This window comes from Streptomyces sp. NPDC127108, assembly GCF_042677545.1.
In the GTDB taxonomy this organism is placed as follows: domain Bacteria; phylum Actinomycetota; class Actinomycetes; order Streptomycetales; family Streptomycetaceae; genus Streptomyces.
In genome coordinates, this window is record NZ_JBHXTE010000087.1 from 1 (window position 1) to 15062 (window position 15062).

The 15062-nt window shown below is 71.3% G+C and carries 12 protein-coding genes and 1 pseudogene; 2 read left to right on the plus strand and 11 right to left on the minus strand.

The window, feature by feature from the left end; translation table 11 throughout:
* From ACFVHO_RS39870 to ACFVHO_RS39890, 5 genes are all read right to left on the minus strand, one after another.
* On the minus strand, window positions 1-650 hold a 650-nt coding region (locus ACFVHO_RS39870; RefSeq protein WP_385725436.1), incomplete at its 3' end, for an ABC transporter permease.
* Window positions 647-1648 (minus strand): ATP-binding cassette domain-containing protein, encoded by a 1002-nt coding sequence (locus ACFVHO_RS39875; protein ID WP_385725437.1) that lies wholly within the window; start codon window positions 1646-1648, stop codon window positions 647-649. The genes ACFVHO_RS39870 and ACFVHO_RS39875, both read right to left, overlap by 4 nt.
* A gap of 88 nt (window positions 1649-1736) precedes the next feature.
* Window positions 1737-2585: a DUF4097 domain-containing protein gene (locus ACFVHO_RS39880; protein ID WP_385725438.1), complete on the minus strand. Its 849-nt coding sequence runs from the start codon at window positions 2583-2585 to the stop codon at window positions 1737-1739.
* A gap of 96 nt (window positions 2586-2681) precedes the next feature.
* Window positions 2682-3179 (minus strand): hypothetical protein, encoded by a 498-nt coding sequence (locus ACFVHO_RS39885; RefSeq protein WP_385725439.1) that lies wholly within the window; start codon window positions 3177-3179, stop codon window positions 2682-2684.
* Window positions 3180-3791: 612 nt separating this feature from the next.
* Window positions 3792-6047 (minus strand): MMPL family transporter, encoded by a 2256-nt coding sequence (locus tag ACFVHO_RS39890; RefSeq protein ID WP_385725440.1) that lies wholly within the window; start codon window positions 6045-6047, stop codon window positions 3792-3794.
* 619 nt (window positions 6048-6666) lie between these two features.
* On the opposite strand from ACFVHO_RS39890, the pseudogene ACFVHO_RS39895 reads away from it, so the two are divergent.
* Window positions 6667-7011 (plus strand): annotated as a pseudogene (locus ACFVHO_RS39895) (hypothetical protein); the annotation flags it as partial.
* Between the two features lie 466 nt (window positions 7012-7477).
* Here ACFVHO_RS39895 and ACFVHO_RS39900 read toward each other — a convergent pair.
* The 6 genes from ACFVHO_RS39900 to argJ form a co-directional block, all read right to left on the minus strand.
* The gene (locus tag ACFVHO_RS39900; protein ID WP_385725441.1) at window positions 7478-8752 is read right to left on the minus strand and encodes a cytochrome P450; all 1275 of its coding nucleotides are present in this window, start codon (window positions 8750-8752) and stop codon (window positions 7478-7480) included.
* A 361-nt stretch (window positions 8753-9113) separates the two neighbouring features.
* Window positions 9114-9953, minus strand: a complete 840-nt coding sequence (locus tag ACFVHO_RS39905; RefSeq protein ID WP_385725442.1) for a DUF4097 domain-containing protein — start codon at window positions 9951-9953, stop codon at window positions 9114-9116.
* A gap of 82 nt (window positions 9954-10035) precedes the next feature.
* Complete coding sequence (locus ACFVHO_RS39910; RefSeq protein ID WP_385725443.1) at window positions 10036-10587, minus strand: toxin-antitoxin system HicB family antitoxin; 552 nt, start codon at window positions 10585-10587, stop codon at window positions 10036-10038.
* Between the two features lie 185 nt (window positions 10588-10772).
* Window positions 10773-12020, minus strand: coding sequence for an acetylornithine transaminase (locus ACFVHO_RS39915; RefSeq protein ID WP_385725444.1), 1248 nt, complete (start codon window positions 12018-12020; stop codon window positions 10773-10775).
* A 54-nt stretch (window positions 12021-12074) separates the two neighbouring features.
* Window positions 12075-12986 carry an acetylglutamate kinase gene (gene argB, locus ACFVHO_RS39920; RefSeq protein ID WP_385725445.1) on the minus strand — a complete coding sequence of 304 codons (912 nt, stop codon included), beginning with the start codon at window positions 12984-12986 and terminating at the stop codon, window positions 12075-12077.
* Window positions 12983-14137: a bifunctional glutamate N-acetyltransferase/amino-acid acetyltransferase ArgJ gene (gene argJ, locus ACFVHO_RS39925; RefSeq protein WP_385725446.1), complete on the minus strand. Its 1155-nt coding sequence runs from the start codon at window positions 14135-14137 to the stop codon at window positions 12983-12985. Before argJ ends, argB begins: the two co-directional genes overlap by 4 nt.
* Window positions 14138-14758: 621 nt before the next feature.
* Between argJ and ACFVHO_RS39930 the strand changes: the two genes are divergently transcribed.
* Window positions 14759-14983 (plus strand): MbtH family protein, encoded by a 225-nt coding sequence (locus ACFVHO_RS39930; protein ID WP_190118303.1) that lies wholly within the window; start codon window positions 14759-14761, stop codon window positions 14981-14983.
* Window positions 14984-15062: the final 79 nt, after the last annotated feature.

Here is a 15062-nt window from a genome sequence, read left to right on the forward strand (position 1 = left end):
TGGTACTCGGCGAACCAGCGGATCCCCGCCGGCATCGAGTCCGGCGTCACCACCGCCGAGCCCAGGAAGGGCAGGAACGTCAGCGGCATCGGCGCATTCGAAGCGGTCTCCACACTGTCCGAGCCCAGACCGATCGCCGCCGAGATCCACGCCAGCGCGAAGGCCAGGAAGACCAGCAAACCGATCGCGGCCACCCACTCCACCACATTCGCGTTCGGACGGAAGCCCACCGCCAGCGCCACACCGATGACCAGGACCAGGCTGATCAGCGTCTGCACCACATTGCCCACCACATGCCCGACCAGCACCGAGGCCCGCGAGATCGCCATCGTGCGGAACCGGTTGATGATGCCCTCGGTCATGTCCGAGCACACCGCCACCGCCGTGGACACCGCACCCGAGGTGATCGCCATCAGCAGGATGCCGGGCGTGACGTAGTTGGTGTAGTCACCGCGGTCCCCGCCCCCGCCGACCCCGGGAATGTCGATCCCGCCGCCCAGCGCCCCGCCGAAAACGTACACGAACAGCAGCAGCATCAGGATCGGCATCGCGACGACCGAGATCGTCATCGACGGATAGCGCTGCGCGTGCTTGAGGTTGCGGCGCAGCATCGTCATCGAGTCACGCACGGCATACGAGTTGGTGCTCATCGCTGAGCCTCCTTCACAGCGGTCGCGCTGTTCACGTCAGAGGTGGACTTACGGCCCTGACCCGTCAGGGCCAGGAACACGTCGTCGAGATCGGGGGTGTGCACCGTCAACGCCTCGGCATGGATGCCCGAGCGCTCCAGGCCGTCCAGCACGCCGCGCAGGGCGGGGATGCTGCCGTCGCTGGGGATCTGCAGCGTGAGGTCCTCGTCGTCGCGCGTGGCCTGCGGGAGGGTGCGGGCCGCGGCGTCGTGGTGGGTGGCGTCGTTGAACTGGAGCTTGATGTAGCCGCCGGGGATGCGGCGCTTCAGCTCGTCCGCGGTGCCCTCGGCCACGATCTTGCCGCCGTCGAGGACCGCGATCCGGTCGGCGAGCTGGTCGGCCTCTTCCAGGTACTGCGTGGTCAGGAAGATGGTCGTGCCGCCCGCGACGAGGTCGCGGATCATGTCCCACATCGTGCGGCGGCTGCGCGGGTCCAGACCCGTCGTCGGCTCGTCCAGGAAGATGATGCTGGGCTTGCCCACGAGGGTCATCGCCAGGTCCAGCTTGCGGCGCATACCGCCGGAGAACTCCGACGCGGACTTCTTCGCGACCTCGGTGAGGTCGAAACGCTCCAGGAGCTCGGCCGCGCGACGCTGGCCCTCGGCCTTGTCCAGGTGCAGCAGGTCGGCTATCAGGAAGAGGTTCTCCTCGGCGGTCAGCAGACCGTCCACCGCCGCGAACTGCCCGGTGACACCGATCTCGGAGCGCACCGCGTCCGGGTCCTGCTCGAGGGAGTGCCCGGCGACCGTGCACTGGCCCTCGTCCGCGCTGATCAGCGTGGAGAGGATCTGCACGGTGGTGGTCTTGCCCGCGCCGTTGGGACCGAGCAGGGAGAAGATCGTGCCCGGGGTGACCTGCAGGTCGACGCCGTCGAGTACGACCTTCTCGCCGTACGACTTGCGCAGCCCAAGGGCGGTGATCCCCTTGGATGCCCCGGTCGGTTGGGTGGTGGCGGTCATCGTGCCCCTTCTCATTTCCGTTGGTGTTTCAAAGGCCGTGCTGTGTCCTGCGGACTGCGCGGGTCGTCCTGCGTGCTGCGGTGCCGTGTCACACGGGCTGTGCGCGGCGGATCACGATGTCGCCGGCGCCGGTGCGGGCGCGGACCTGCACGGTCTGCGCGCCCTTGCCGGGGGCTTCGGAGGCACCGAGTGAGTTGTGGACGGTGCCGGCCTGGGAGTTGACGTCCAGCCAGGCGGCGGTGCCCAGGTTGATGCCGACCTCCAGGTCGCCCGTCTGGGTCTGCAGGTCGACGCGGCCGCGGGCGACCTGCTCGATGCGGGTGTCGCCGTTGGCGGACTTGGACGCGACGTCCGCGTGCGCCCGGCCGACGAAGATGTTGCCGTTGGCCACCTTCAGCCGCAGTTCGCCGGTGACCTGGTCGATCCAGGTGTTGCCGTTGGAGTTCTTGATCTCGGCGGCGCCGTCGATCTCGTGGACGCGCACCTGGCCGGAGCCGGTGATGATCTCGGCCATGCCGTCGATGTGCCGGGCGGTGACGTCGCCGCGCTCCGTGCGCAGCCGCGCCGGTCCCGTGCGGTCCAGACGGATGTCGCCGTCCATGGTGGTCAGCATGCACTCGCCGAGCGTGCCGTCGCCGGTGAAGTCGCCGGTGGCCGCGGCGCCGTTGACGCGGGAGCCGCTCGGCAGCCGGATCTCGATGGCGACGGACCCGGAGTCGCCGCGCCGGGCGGCGGCCTTGGGCGTACGGATCGTCAGGCGGCCCCGGCCGAAGTCGACCCTGGTGTCCCGGGCGGCCCGCAGGTCGGCCTCGTCGCCCTCGGTGCGGGGGCGCACCTCGACGACGGTGACGGGGCGCTCGCCCGCGGTGATGTGGGCGACGCCCAGCTCGACGTGGAGCGTGGCAGTGATCGGCTCAGGGGTGTCAAAAGTAGGCAAGGGTGTCCCATCCTCGTGACTCTGCTGGGCGTCCCCACTGGCGGGACGGCTGTCTTCGGCGTCAGGCGGCGGTCGGCCGGGAGCGGTCCGTGGGGTCTATGTGAACGCCACCGATCCGCGGTTCCCGTCCGGCTCCAGGGCGTCCGACACCGCCCGCACCAGCCAGGAGTTGAGCGAGACCCCTTCCGCCGCCGTGGCCTGCTCGGCCCGGAGCTTCAGCCGCGCCGGGAGGCGGAGGTTGATCCGTGAGGCGCTGCCGTCCTCCGGCTCCACCGCGGGGCGCGGCACGGGCCGGGCCGTGAGCCGGTCGGAAGCGCTCCGGTCGGGGCGCTGCGCGAACGGCTCGCCGCCGGGTGGCGGGGTCACGACGAAGTCGGGGTCGAGTCCCCGCAGCCGCACGTCGACCGAGCCGGGCGCGAGTTCGAGGGTGATCTCCCGCGTGGCGTCGGACAGCGCGTTGAGCAGGGCGAGCCGGGTCGCGGCCTCCAGCGTCGCGGCCAGCCGCTCGGCGAGCGCGCGGGCACTCTCGTCGCCCGCTTCGGTGGCGACCGCGAGTTCGTGCCGGAGAGCGGCCACGTACGGCGTCAGATCCATGCTGCCATCATGGCACACTCATGGCGCCACGGCGAGCCACAGTGGCACCACACCCTTCCTTTGACGTGATCCGGGCACTGCGCCCGGTGCGTTTGTGCTCTTCAGGCCGACGTTAGACCCGGGATCGGCGCCGGAACAGGGTTTCTGGCGCAGAGGCAGACCGCTCGACGGATCGCCTTCTTCCAGGGCGGTCCCGACCGCGCTCGACGCCACCGAGGGGCGCGCACGAGACCCGGCACGCCCTCTGTTTCGTCCCGGCCACCAGGACACGCCGCCGGGAATTCTCCGCGCCCCTCGCACACCACGAAGCGGGGGGGGCCCCCCCGGGGGGGCGGGGGGCCCCCCCGGCACAACCCCAACCCGGCCGGGTGATCTACCCCCCCCCCCCCCCCACCCACCCGGGGGGCGCCCCGGGGGGGGCCCGGGGGGCCCCCCCGCTTCAACACCCTCTCGGGCAGCGTACGTTGACCCGCCGCACGGGCAGGGCGAAGGCGGGCCGACGGCGGCACGTGCGACCGCGTCGGCCCGCCCCGGGACAGCTCTTTCGCCTCAGGCCTGGCCGTGGGCCACTCCTGGTGCTATAGGTCCGTCCCCGCCCAAGGAGTTCGTGCGTCAGCCCCGGTACTGCGGCTCGGGCCGGCGCTGCTGCGGCGGCACCTGCTGCTGAGCGGCGAGGCGCCGGGACAGCTTCTCGCCCTCGACGTCCATGTTCGGAAGCAGCCAGTCGAGCCACTTCGGCAGCCACCACGCCGACTTGCCGAGCAGGGCGAACAGGGCGGGCACGATGGTCATGCGGACGATGAAGGCGTCGAAGAGGACGGCGACGGCGAGACCGAAGCCGATCATCTTGACCAGGTCGTTCTCCTCCATGATGAAGCCGGAGAAGACGCTGATCATGATGATCGCGGCCGCGGTGACCACCCGCCCGCCGTACCGGAAGCCGGTGACGACCGACTCGCGCGGCTCGATGCCGTGGACGTACGCCTCGCGCATCCGCGTCACCAGGAACACCTCGTAGTCCATCGCGAGGCCGAAGACCACACCGATCATGAAGACCGGCATCGTGCTCATGATCGGGCTGGGCTGGTCGACGCCGAAGACGTCCGCGAGCCAGCCCCACTGGAAGACCGCCACCACGGCGCCGAGCGCGGCGGCCACCGAGAGCAGGAAGCCGAGCGCCGCCTTCAGGGGCACCAGGATCGAGCGGAAGACCAGCATCAGCAGGAGGAAGGCCAGGCCGACGACCGTGCCCAGATAGGGCAGGAGCGCGTCGTCGAGGGTCTTGGAGAAGTCGATGAACATGGCCGTCTGACCGGTGAGCAGGATTTCGGGCCCCTTGTCGGCCTCGATGTCCTTTGCCACCCCTCGGAGGGATTTGACCAGATCCTTGGTCTCGTCCTCGGCCGGGCCCGTCTTGGGCACGACGTTCACGATGGCGGTGTCGTTGGCCTTGTTGGGCGCGGCGGGGCCGACCGACTCGACGCCGGGCTCCTTCTCCATGCGCTTGCGCACGGTCTCGGCCTCGGCCTTCACGTTCTTGCCCTCGATGGTCACCATCAGCGGCCCGTTGAAGCCCTTGCCGAAGGAGTCCGACATCATGTCGTACGCCTTGCGCTGGGTGGTGTCCGGCGCCATGGTGCCCTCGCTGGGCAGGCCGAGCTTCATGCTCGCGGCGGGTACGGCGACCGCGCCGAGGCCCACGACGGCGAGGAGCAGGACGGCGACCGGGTGGCGCAGGATGAAGCGCGCCCAGCGGGCACCGAGGTTCGGCTGCTGCTGCTTGCGGGCCCGCTCCTCGGCCTTGCGCTGCTTCTTCTCCGACAGCGGCTTGCCCTTGTGGAGCGCGCGGTCCTTGCGGGCGAGCACCTTGACGGGCGCGAAGCCGAGGAGCGCGGGGACCAGCGTGATGGCGATGAACACGGCGATGGCGACGGTGCCCGCGGCGGCCGCGCCCATCTTGGTGAGCATCGGGATGTTCACGACGGCCAGGCCCACCAGGGCGATGATGACAGTGAGTCCGGCGAAGACGACGGCGGTGCCCGCGGTGCCCACGGCCCGCCCGGCGGCGTCCTGGCGTTCACGGCCCTCGGCGATCTCCGAGCGGTAGCGGGAGACGATGAACAGGGCGTAGTCGATGCCGACCGCGAGGCCGATCATCATGGCCAGGGTCGTGGTCGTGGACGACAGGCCGACGGTGGAGCCGATCGCGGTGATGCCGGAGATGCCGACGCCGACACCGACGAGCGCGGTGAGCAGGGGCATACCGGCGGCGATCATCGAGCCGAAGGTCAGGATCAGGACGATCGCGGAGACGGCGATGCCGATCGCCTCGGAGGAACCGCCCACGGACTGCTCGACCTTGACGGCGTCACCGCCGGCCTCGGCCTTCAGTCCGCTCTTGCGGGCGTTCTCCAGCGTCTTGTCCAGGGCGTCGTGCGCCTTGTCGTTCACCTTGGTCTGGACGACCTTGTAGGTGGCGGACACATAGACGGTGGACTTGTCCTTGCTGACGGCGGCGTTGCCCGCGTAGGGGTCGCCGACGCTCGCCACCTGGGGTGCCTTGCGGAGCTCGGCGACGACCTTGTTGACCTTGGCCTTCTCGCCCGCGGCGGTGATGTCGCCGCCACCGGGGACCCGCAGGACCACGCGGGCCGTGGCGCCGTCGGCGCTCGCGTCCGGGAACTTGTCCTCGAGGAGGTCGTACGCCTTCTGCGACTCCGTGCCCGGCATCGAGAACGCGTCGGCGGGGGGCGTTGGCGCGGACGAGGCAGCGTAGCCCACCCCGCCGAAGATCAGCACCCAGAGCAGTGCCATCAAACCGCGTCGCCGGAAGGCGAAGCGGCCCAGTTTGTACAGGATGGTAGCCACGGCGAAAGGGACTCCCGTCGGGTAGTCAGGAACAGGGGGACAGTGCGAGAACCGCGTCGGCGGTCTCGATGCGCGTCGCCGCGGGACTCGACGGGCGGGGCCAGAACCCGTCGACGTACCGCGTGGCATCCATAGCCGTACGATGGCACCACGATGGCGCCATGGCAAGCCACCGTGGCACACATTCGGCACCAGCGCGCCACCATCCCCCATCAGCACCACCCCTTCGGGGCGATCAACAGCGGGCGAACGACCCTTTCGAGTGCCCGTTCGGGCCCGCCGGAACCTAGGGGTGGCACCGCGAGCACGCCCGCCCGGACACCCGGAAGCAGCGCTTCACCAGGCCACCCCCATCCGTCCGCACCATCGCCACATTCAGGCCCGAATGGGTTGCAGTAGCCCATCCTCAAGCGAGTTCCAGCCAGTAGCCGTTGCGACCCTTGACTTCCGAAGAACCGTTCCATTCGCGACAGCGAAGCCTTCCTGGGTGGCAGCCCACTCGCGGCAACGCATTCGCAGCCAGGGACAAGCGGGCATCAAGGCACCGGAATTCGGTCAGGCGCCGAGGACGGAAGAAAGTGGCGCTTGTATGGCGCCATATTTGTGCCATCATGGCGTCATGGACCTCACGCCATACGTCGACGATTTCCGGCACGAGCTCGCAGTCGCCGCTGACGCGGGCGGAGACGAAGCCCGAGCCCTGGCCCAGCGACTCACCGCGCCCCTGGAGACAGCGGCCCGGCTCACCCTGCTCAACGCCCTGTCCGCCGCCATGGGGGAGATCACCCGCGACCTCGCGCCCGGCTGCTCGGTGGCCGTGCAACTACGCGGCCTCGACCCCGAGTTCGTGGTGACCTCGGCCCCCGGCGGCCACGCCCGCGCGGAGCGGGAGCAGCGGCCCCGTGACCCGCGGCGGCACGCACCGGCGCCCGTGGCACCGGTGACCGCCCTCGGCGGCACCGGCCTGCCCGGCGGTTTCATCCGGCTGCAATTCGCCAGCGTGAGCGGACTGGAATCAGCCACCGCCCTCTTCGACCTCGCCACCCCCGACCACGAGGCGCTCGCCCTGCACCTGCCGAGCGACGGCACCGTGCCCGCGCTCCGCGCCGTCCTCGACGCCCTGGACGACGCGGCGATCGAGGCCACGAGGCTCACCGTGCACAGCGCCGGCCTCGACGATGTCGTCCACTCCCTCATCGGCCTGCCCCCGGCGGGGACCGGGTTCCCGCAACCGGGGATCGAGCTGCCCCAGGCGGGCATCGAGTTCGTCGCGTCGAACGACGAGCTCGCCTGCCGCAAGGCGTCGCCCCGCGCCCCCCGCAAGCCCCGCAAGTCCCCCCGGGGCGACGCGGGCTGAGCCCCGGTCCGCGGTCCGCCGGTCCTCACCGTCCACCGGCCCCCACCGTCCGCGGATCAGGGCCCCGCCGACGTCACGCCGCCGCGCGTCCCGGTCGTCCCGCGGTGAGCAGCGGCAGCTCCCGCGCGCCCGTCAGCTCCGGGTTCCCCATCAGGACGGGCGGGTTGTCCGGGTCGGTCCGCAGGTCCGGGTAGCGGTCCAGGAGGATGCCGAGCGCGATCCGCCCTTCGAGCCGCGCGAGCGGCGCCCCGAGACAGAAGTGGATGCCCCGGCCGAAGGCGAGGTGGGGGTTGGGGTCGCGCCCGGGACGGAAGTCGTCCGGGCCGAAGAACACCCGCTCGTCGCGGTTGGCCGCGCCGACCCACAGGGCGAGCGCCCGCCCCGCGGGCACCCGCTGCCCGCCCAGCTCGACCTCCCGGGTCGTGGCCCGGTAGAAGACCTGGAACGGCGTGAGCAGGCGCAGCGACTCCTCGATCACGGCCGGCAGCCCCGCCGGGTCCCGCCGCACCGCGTCCCCGTACTCCGGATGGGTGTCCAGGCAGAGCACCGTGTTGCCGAGCAGCATGGTCGTGGTGACGTGCCCCGCGATGAGCAGCAGTTGGGCGAAGTTGCCGAGCGCCGCCGGGGACAGCCGCTCGCCGTCGACCTCGGCCTGGACGAGCAGGGTCAGCAGGTCCTCCCTCGGGTGGCGCCTGCGGTCGTCGGCGTGCTCCGTGAAGTACTCGTTCATGCGCCGCCCCAGATCGAGGGCGGCGGCGACCTCGTCCACACCGATGTCACCCCCGCCCCCGCTGCCCCCGTCCCCGGCGGCGTCCACGGCCGTCGGCCCCTGCTCGCGCGGGAAGATCTCCTCGCTCCACTGCCGGAACAGCGGGCGGTCCGAGGCGGGGACGCCGAGGAGTTCGGCGATGACGGTCACCGGCAGCGGGTGGGCGAGGTCGTCGACGAGTTCCAGCGCGCCGCGTTCGTCGGCCCGGTCGAGCAGTTCATGGGTCAGGGCGCTGATCCGAGGGGCGAGGCCCGCGACCAGCCGGGGCGTGAAGGCCCGGCCGACCAGTTGCCGGAGCCGGCGGTGGCCGGGCGGGTCCATCTGCGTGAGCAGCCCGTTCTTCTCGTAGTCCGGCGCGTCCGGGGCGAGTTGGCGGACCGTGTCGGACGAGTAGGTGACGGGGTCGGAGAAGACCTCGACGACCTCCGGGTAGCCGTTCACGTGCCAGATCCCGGTCTGCTCGTCGAGGGTCACCGGCCGCTCCGGGCGGGTGCCGCGGAGCCAGAAGTGGGCCGGGGGTGCGCCCCATCGGTCGGCGAGGGCAGTGAGCGGAAGGGGACGCAGTGACTGGTAAGTCATGATATTTCGCCTGTCTCAGGGCGTGCGGGGACACGCTTCGCGGGTCGAGGCCGCGCGGTACGGGAGGTGGGGGAAGGTGCGGTACGGAAGGTGGGGGAAGGTGACGCGTCGGGGCCGCGGCGGCCCTGCTGAGGGCGGGCGGCGGCGATCAGCGCGTACGGGGTGCGCGCTCAGCGAGTGTGCGGCGCGCGGGCGGTACGGGGCGGTACTCGGCCGCGTACCACCGCCTGATCACGGGCTCTGGCCGGGAGAACCGGCCGACGGGAGGGCGCAGGGGCCCGGTCATGGCCGGGGTCCCCAAGAACGCGGCGAGGGCGCGGTGTCGGCCACCGCGCCCTCGTGCTGCCGTCAGGCGCCGTGATCAGGCGCGGCGTATGACGATGTCGCCGCGGCTGGTGACGGCGTGGATCTCGACGGCCTCTTCCGGCAGTTCGGGCGCGTCGGACGCGCCGAGCGAGTTCCGTACGTTGCCGACCTTGGTGTGCACGTCGAGCCAGGCGGCGGATCCTTTCCGCACCCCGATCTCCAGCTCACCGGCGGCTGCGCGCAGTTCGACGCGGCCGCGGGTCACCTCGCCGACGCGGATGTCCCCGGTGACGGAGCGCGCGGTGACGTCGTCGTACACCCGGCCGATGCTGATGTCGCCGCGGTTGACGGTGGCCCGCAGACGGCCGGTGACCTCTTCGATGTCGGTGTCGCCGCTGGAGTTCTTGAGGGTCAGCACGCCGTCGATCCGGCCGATGCGGATGTCGCCGGAGGCCACGCGGATGTCGGCCTCGCCGGTGGCGCTGCCGACGGTGACGTCACCGAACCCGCTGTTGAGCTGCAGCCGTCCGGCCCGCTCCAGCTGGATCCGGCCGTGCCCGGTCTTGAACTCGCACTCCCCCAGCTCGCCCTCGCTGTAGATGTCGGCCATGGTGGCGTCACCCGACACCCGTGATCCGGCGGGCAGTTCGACCGTCACGTCGACGGAGCCACCGGAGCCGAAGAGGCTGCGCCGACGCGGGGTCCTGATGAGCAGCCTGCCCTGGCCGTACTCGACGCGGGTCTGTTCGGCGGCGCTGCGGTCGGACTGGCTCAGCCCGTTGCTCGGGCTCACCTCGACCACGGTCTCGGCGCGCTCGCCCGCAGTCAGGCGCAGGAGGCCCGCGTTGAGCTGCAGGGCGACAGAGATGGGCTCGGGGGTGTCGAAGGTTGGCATGGCTGCCCCGTCCTATGGGTCTGTCGGGCGTCCCCGCTGGTGGGACGGTTGAGGGAGGGTGACACGGCGGTGCGGGCGGTGCTCAGCCGACCCAGCCGGTGTAGCTGTGGCCACCGCGGCCGGTGGCACCCGGCGGGCCGGGATGAGGGGCGGCGGTCCGTTCCTCGGGTTCCAGGGCCGTCGATATCGCCCGTACGAGCCAGGCGTTGAGCGAGAGTCCCTCCTGTGCCGCCGCCTGCTCGGCCCGCAGCTTGAGGCCGGAGGGCAGACGGAGGTTGATCCTGACCGTGGTGCGGTGGTCCTCGGCGGACAGGGCCGGGAGCGGCACCCGCACCGGGGCGGGTCCGGTCGGGACCGCCTCGGGCGCGGCGCGGTCGGACCAGTCGTCGACGGGGGCGGGCGTCACCACGAACTCGGGCTCGCGGCCGCGCAGTCGTACGTCCACGGAGCCCGGTGCCAGTTCACCGGTGATCTCGCCCGCCGCGTCGGACAGGGCTCTCAGGAGCGTGAGCCGGGTCGCCGACTCGAGCTGCGCGGTGAGGCGCTCGGCCATGGCTCGCGCCTCCGCGCCGTCCGCGTCGGCTGCGACGGACAGCTCCCGGCGGAGGTAGTCGACGTACGGCGTGAGATCCATGACGCCACTATGGCATCACGATGGCGCCATGGCAAGCGGACATGGCTCAGGCTGGCGCTCCCCGGCGGCCACGAAGGCGCCAGTAGATCTTGCGGACGGGTGCCGGACGTCCCCTTGCCCGGAAAAACCGGAAGGCCGCCCACCGGTTGGTGGACGGCCTGCTCGGTCGGTGCCGGGCGGCGGTGTCAGACCCCGCCCTCGCGCCGCACCCGGTCCAGGACCTCGGGCAGCGCGCGCAGGAACGCCGTCACCTCGTCCTCGCCGATGATCAGCGGCGGGGCGAGCCGGATGGTGTCCGGCAGGGCGGCGTTCACAAGGAGCCCCGCGTCCTGGGCGGCCTGCTGCACTCGCGCGGCCGAGGGCTCGGTGAGGACGATGCCGAGCAGCAGCCCGGCGCCGCGGACCCGGTCGACCAGCGGGTGCCCGAGCGCCTCGATGCCCCGCCGCAGCGCCTCGCCCTGCCGCTTCACGTGGTCCAGGAGCCCGTCGCCGTGGATGGTGTCGAGCACCGCGAGCGCGGCGGCGCAGGAGACGGGGTTGCCGCCGAAGGTGGTGCCGTGCGCGCCGGGCGCCATCAGCTCGGCGGCCGGGCCGAACGCGAGCGTCGCGCCGATGGGCATGCCGCCGCCGAGGCCCTTGGCGAGGGTGAGGACGTCCGGCTCGACGCCGTGCGCCTGGTGCTCGAACCAGTGGCCGGTGCGGCCGATGCCGGTCTGCACCTCGTCGAGGACGAGCAGCGCCCCGGCGGCCCGGGTGATCTCGCGGGCCGCGGCCAGATAGCCGGGCGGCGGTACGACCACGCCGTTCTCGCCCTGGATCGGCTCGATGACGACGAGCGCGGTGTCCTCGTCGACGGCCGCGCGCAGCGCGTCGGCGTCGCCGAACGGCACATGCGTGACGTCGCCGGGCAGCGGCTCGAACGCGGCGCGCTTCGGGGGCTGGCCGGTGAGGGCGAGGGAGCCCATGGTGCGGCCGTGGAAGCCGCCCTCGGTGGCGACCATGCGGCGGCGGCCGGTCAGGCGGCCGATCTTGAAGGCCGCCTCGTTCGCCTCCGCGCCGGAGTTGGCGAAGAAGACCCGGCCGGAGCGCCCGGTCAGCCGGAGCAGGCGCTCGGCGAGCCGCACCGGCGGCTCGGCGATGAACAGGTTCGAGACGTGGCCGAGCCTGCCGACCTGCTCGCTGACGGCCCGGACGACGGCGGGGTGCGCGGTGCCGAGGGAGTTGACGGCGATGCCGCCGAGGAAGTCGAGGTACTTCTTTCCGTCGGCGTCCCAGAACGCGGCGCCCTCGCCGCGCACCAACGGCACCCTCGGCGTGCCGTAGTTGTCCATCAGCGACGCCTGCCAGCGCTCGGTGAGCTTGGTGTTCCCGCGCTCCCCCGCGGTTTCGCCCGTGACGCCGGTGACGCCGGTGTCGCTCGTTGCCTCGTTCATCCCATCCCCTCCGTGCCGGGCGCGCTCATCGCGACCCCTCTTCGACGGCCCCGCTCATCGCAGATCCTCTTCGATGTCCGGCATGACCAGCGTGCCGATCTCCTCGCGCGTGAACATCTCGAGGAGCACCGAGTGCTGGACCCGTCCGTCGATGACGCGCGCGCTGCCCACGCCGTTGCGGACCGCGTGCAGGCAGCCTGCCATCTTGGGGACCATGCCGTCGGCCAGCTCTGGGAGGATCTTCTCCAGTTCGCTGGCGCTGAGCCTGCTGATGACCTCGTCGCTGTGCGGCCAGTCCGCGTACAGGCCCTCGACGTCGGTGAGGAAGACCAGCGTGTGGGCGTCGAGGGAGGCGGCTATCGCGGCGGCGGCGGTGTCCGCGTTCACGTTGTAGACGTGGTCGTCGTCGACGCTGCGGGCCACCGGCGAGATGACCGGGATGCGGCCGTCCGCGAGGAGTGCCTCGACGGCACCGGGGTCCACCCCGGCGATCTCGCCGACGCGGCCGATGTCGACCTTCTCGCCGTCCTCGTTCTCGGGCCAGTGCTTGGTCGCGGTGATGGTGTCCGCGTCCTCGCCGGTGAGGCCGACGGCGAGCGGGCCGTGCTGGTTGATGAGGCCGACGAGCTCGCGCTGCACCTGGCCCGCGAGCACCATCCGGACCACGTTCATGGCCTCGGGCGAGGTGACCCTGAGGCCGGCCTTGAACTCACTGTCGATGTTGTGGAGTTTGAGGGCGGCGCTGATCTGCGGGCCGCCGCCGTGGACGACGACCGGCTTGAGCCCGGCGTGCCGCAGGAAGACGACGTCGTGGGCGAAGGCGGCCTTCAGCTCGTCGTCGATCATGGCGTTGCCGCCGAACTTGATGACGCAGATCTTGCCCTGGTGGCGGTTGAGCCACGGCAGCGCGTCCATCACGGACTGCGCCTTGACCAGTGCGGGGTGCTCCTGCGTGCTGATCCTCATGACGAGTACGCGCTGTTCTCGTGGACGTACTCGGACGTCAGGTCGTTGGCCCACAGCGTGGCGCGCTGGGCGCCCGCCGCCAGGTCCGCGGTGATGACGACCTCACGGCCTGACATGTCGACCGCGGCGCGGTCCGCGCCGATGGAGCCGTCCTTGCAGACCCAGACGCCGTTGATGGCGACGTTCAGGCGGTCCGGCTCGAAGGTCGCGGAGGTGGTGCCGATCGCGGAGAGGACGCGGCCCCAGTTGGGGTCCTCGCCGTGGATGGCGCACTTGAGGAGGTTGTTGCGGGCGATGGAGCGCCCGGCCTCCACGGCGTCGTCCTCGGTGGCCGCGTTCACGACGTCGATGCGGATGTCCTTGGAGGAGCCCTCGGCGTCACCGATGAGCTGGCGCGCCAGGTCGTCGCAGACGGTGCGGACGGCGTCGGCGAACTCCGCGTACGCCGGGGTCTCGCCGGAGGCGCCGGAGGCGAGCAGGAGCACCGTGTCGTTGGTGGACATGCAGCCGTCGGAGTCGACCCGGTCGAAGGTCACGCGGGTCGCCGCGCGCAGCGCCTTGTCCAGGACGTCGTTGCCCAGGTCGGCGTCGGTGGTGAGGACGACGAGCATCGTGGCGAGGCCGGGGGCGAGCATGCCCGCGCCCTTGGCCATGCCGCCGACCGTCCAGCCCTTCCCCTCGACGACCGCGGTCTTGTGCACGCTGTCCGTCGTCTTGATGGCGACGGCTGCGTCCTCGCCGCCGTCCGCGGAGAGTTCGGCGACCGCGCTCTCGACGCCCGGCAGCAGCTTGTCCATCGGGAGCCGGACGCCGATGAGGCCGGTGGAGGCCACGGCGACCTCGCCCGCCCGGTGCCCGTCGAGGCTCGCCGCGACCTTCTCGGCGGTCGCCCGGGTGTCCTGGAAGCCCGCGGGGCCCGTGCAGGCGTTGGCGCCACCGGAGTTGAGGATGACGGCGCTGACCGCGCCCACCCTCAGGACCTGTTCGCTCCACACCACGGGGGCGGCCTTCACCCGATTCGAGGTGAAGACGCCCGCGGCCGACCGGCGCGGGCCGTTGTTCACGACCAGGGCCACATCTGGATTTCCGCTGCTCTTTATTCCGGCCGCGACGCCTGCGGCCGAAAAACCTTGTGCTGCCGTGACGCTCATGGCTCTACTACTCCTATAGTGGAAGTTCCCAGTTGCCCGGGAAGGCCGAGGGGGACCACCGACAATGACATGACTCGAGCCGCCCCATTCCTCGATTCTTGCGACGGGGTGCCGTGTTTCCACAACTCCCCGTCCGCCCTTTCCTATTGAACGCCCCACATCGCTGATCTGGCAGTTCATCGATGTGTCACCGGCGCTGCCGGGCCTGACCGCCCGACAACCCGCAACAAACTACAGGCAATTCAGGCTTTCGGCACCGGGCTGTCCTGTCCACGGGACAGCGGCACACCGGGGCCGACCGCGCCGGGAACCTTATGTATGGCCCGCAAGGACCGTCGGAGAACCAACCGAGTTGGTTCGGGAGCGCACTTCGCGGTCACGGTGGGCCCATGGCGGTACCGAAATTTTTCACGGAATTTTGATCCGGTCGCAGTGAATACTTCACGGGACCACCGCAGTACGCCCCGGTCTATACCGACAATTCGTCGGCGAGCAGCCGGGTCTGGACGCCGGGCTTGCCCGCGGCCGACAATGACGAGGCTGGTGGACTCTGTCCGCCGGCACCTGGAACGAACGGCTTCCGCCGGGAAGTCATCGTGTACGGCTTGAAATGGAGTGGACATGAGCAGCAACCCGTTCGACGACGCGGATGGCCAGTTCTACGTCTTGGTGAACGACGAGGAGCAGCACTCCCTGTGGCCGTCGTTCACCGAGGTCCCCGCCGGCTGGCGGGTGGCGTTCGGCGAGGCCGGCCGCCAGGAGTGCCTGGACTACGTGGAGCAGAACTGGACCGACCTGCGGCCCAAGAGCCTGCGTGACGCGATGGCCGCCGACCAGGCCGCGTAAGGCCGTGCGGCGGGCGCGCTCCTGAGCGACGCCGAGAAGCCGTGAAGGGGCGGGCCCCGGTGCTGGGAAGCACCGGGGC

Coding starts and splice junctions, on each gene's coding strand:
- ACFVHO_RS39875 (WP_385725437.1), bottom strand. CDS start 1,648: ATGACCGCCACCACCCAACCGACCGGGGCATCCAAGGGGATCACCGCC.
- ACFVHO_RS39885 (WP_385725439.1), bottom strand. CDS start 3,179: ATGGATCTGACGCCGTACGTGGCCGCTCTCCGGCACGAACTCGCGGTC.
- ACFVHO_RS39900 (WP_385725441.1), bottom strand. CDS start 8,752: ATGACTTACCAGTCACTGCGTCCCCTTCCGCTCACTGCCCTCGCCGAC.
- ACFVHO_RS39905 (WP_385725442.1), bottom strand. CDS start 9,953: ATGCCAACCTTCGACACCCCCGAGCCCATCTCTGTCGCCCTGCAGCTC.
- ACFVHO_RS39910 (WP_385725443.1), bottom strand. CDS start 10,587: ATGGATCTCACGCCGTACGTCGACTACCTCCGCCGGGAGCTGTCCGTC.
- ACFVHO_RS39915 (WP_385725444.1), bottom strand. CDS start 12,020: ATGAACGAGGCAACGAGCGACACCGGCGTCACCGGCGTCACGGGCGAA.
- argB (WP_385725445.1), bottom strand. CDS start 12,986: ATGAGGATCAGCACGCAGGAGCACCCCGCACTGGTCAAGGCGCAGTCC.
- argJ (WP_385725446.1), bottom strand. CDS start 14,137: ATGAGCGTCACGGCAGCACAAGGTTTTTCGGCCGCAGGCGTCGCGGCC.
- ACFVHO_RS39930 (WP_190118303.1), top strand. CDS start 14,759: ATGAGCAGCAACCCGTTCGACGACGCGGATGGCCAGTTCTACGTCTTG.